A 2,133-nucleotide genomic window follows, 5' to 3' on the forward strand; every position below is an offset into this window, starting at 1 on the left:
CCGCGACGACTCCGGCCGGATTCCCACCTGGCCTTCGGGACGTCCGCACGCGAAGCGGGTCGGTTGGCCTGACGTGGCGGCGGCGTTGTAGATCCCTGCCGTTCTGTTTCAATACCGCTCCCGTCGGGTGGGAAGCGGCCGTATCGGCCGTCAATACTCCATGGAATACCGTACGGTATGTCGTTGTAGGTCCTCAATAACCGAGGGGTGAGAGACGCGGAACCCCTCGGCACAGCCAGGGTGGGGAATGCGCCAGTACCGCGGCGGATAAACCGCGGTATGATTACGTATAGTAACTTAGTGACTTAAAGATACTGGGAGTTAGGATCCGCCCACAACGCCGTCCTCCCACCCTTCACTATGAATCCGTTCGCCGGGAGTTCCAAGTTCTGCGAGGCGTGCCTTCGTCTGAACCACCATCGGCGGGACGCCACAGACGTAGCAGTCCCGCGTGGAGAGGTCATCGAACAGGTCGTCCAGGTGATTCTGGACGTACCCCACCCGACCGGTCCACTCCCAGTTCGGGTCCGAAAGGGTGAACGTTACATCCAAGTTCCCATGATCGGCCGCTAGTTCGTTCAGCGTGCCGCGGTGGATGATCGACGACTCCGTCTTCTCGCCGAACACGACGTGTGCGTGACCGGTTCCCTCGCGCAAGTACTGCCGGAGAATAGACAGAAGCGGCGTGATTCCGGTTCCAGTTCCAAGGAACGCGACATCCCGGTCGGGGTCCGCGAGCGTGAGGTCACCGCTCAGCGGCCCGATCTCGACCACGTCACCGGGGCGTTTGGTATGCATATATGATGACGCTAACCCGTCATCGTACCGTTTGATAGTCAGCGCCAGTTCGTCGGACCCCGGTAGATTCGTCGGCGTGTACGGGCGGACGACCTCTTCTCCTCCCGAGCCGAACCGGATGGTCGTGTGCTGGCCGGGTTCGAAGTTGAACTCGTGACCGGGCACCCGGAGCCGGAACCCCTTCACCGTAGGTGTAAGCTGGTAAACGTCAACGACCTCTGCAGTGTGTGTCATCGGTCAAGCCTCACCCCGTGGTACAGCATCGGGAGCCCCTGAATCGCCGCAGCAACGACGAAGTATACCGCCTCAAACCCCGGCACGAGGACGACTGCGACTGCTCCCACAAGGTTGGCAACCGTAGCGCCGGCGTACACCCGCACGCTCCAGTCGTTCATGTACACCGTGGTAACGGCGAACCCGACTGCGGGCCCTGCGAACCACAGCGCACCGAGCACGAACACGGACGCAACGTCGATCACGTCCAGGATCACCGCAAAGCTCGCCAGGAGTCCCGCGACCCCCAACAGCGTCCACACCGGGAACAGGCCAGTGAACGTACCCCTGCGCATCCACACGAAGGAGGCAGTAATCGGCACCAGCGATCCGATCAGCCAAAACGCCGTCAGGCCCAATTGGAACCGACGGTCGACCCCGCCGCCGACCGCCACTCCCTGCGAAACGAGCCACCCGGCGGCCACTACGACGCCCCAGAGTTTCAGTAGCGTTGCGTCGGTGAGCCACCCGTCGGCCCGGTCATAACCCCCCGTGCTTGCCGCTTCTGTCGTTGACATTCGGCTACTGATCCGACCCGGGGCATCATAAGTGTCTGCTTTCTTATAGGTCAACCGTTTACTCCGACGTAAACGGATTACATAGGACTAAATGTAGGCCAGTGAGACACGCCGACTGAAAATGGACGGTTAGTCGTTTACTGTCCGTAACCGGTATGTGACTCGAACCCTTCGTGGCTCGTATGAGCAGGCCCGAACAACTCCCGACGTGGTGCACGGACGAGGACTGGTGTCCGATGGAGTCGGCCGCTGCCGTTCTCGGACGGAAGTGGCACCCGGCGATCGTTTACCACCTGCTCGACGCAGAGCCACTCCGGTTCAGCGAACTCGAAGCGCGGATGCACACTGTCTCCGGAAAGGTACTTTCGGAGAGTTTAGAGGATCTAGAACAGAAAGGACTCGTCGAGCGGACAGTCAGTGACGGGCGTCCGGTCCAGGTGACGTACCGACTGAGTGAGCATGGTCGCGGACTCAGCCCGGTGATCGACGAGATGGTGGAGTGGGGCGAGACCTACCTCCGCGACGCCGACTCGCCCGACGAGTC

Annotated in this window: 3 protein-coding genes; 1 reads left to right on the forward strand and 2 read right to left on the reverse strand. The window is 61.3% G+C overall.

From position 1 onward, the window contains the following. Window positions 1-321: 321 nt before the first annotated feature. Together Q0964_RS01485 and Q0964_RS01490 are read right to left on the reverse strand one after the other, a co-directional pair. A complete protein-coding gene (locus tag Q0964_RS01485) occupies window positions 322-1,032 on the reverse strand; it encodes a ferredoxin--NADP reductase (protein ID WP_299262710.1) in 711 nt (236 codons plus the stop codon). Further along, window positions 1,029-1,589: a hypothetical protein gene (locus Q0964_RS01490; RefSeq protein WP_299262712.1), complete on the reverse strand. Its 561-nt coding sequence runs from the start codon at window positions 1,587-1,589 to the stop codon at window positions 1,029-1,031. The genes Q0964_RS01485 and Q0964_RS01490 overlap by 4 nt, the downstream gene beginning before the upstream one ends. Window positions 1,590-1,771: 182 nt before the next feature. Here Q0964_RS01490 and Q0964_RS01495 point away from each other — a divergent pair. Beyond that, on the forward strand, window positions 1,772-2,133 hold a 362-nt coding region (locus Q0964_RS01495), incomplete at its 3' end, for a winged helix-turn-helix transcriptional regulator (RefSeq protein ID WP_299262714.1).

The organism is Halorientalis sp. (genome assembly GCF_028275115.1).
Lineage (GTDB): Archaea > Halobacteriota > Halobacteria > Halobacteriales > Haloarculaceae > Halorientalis.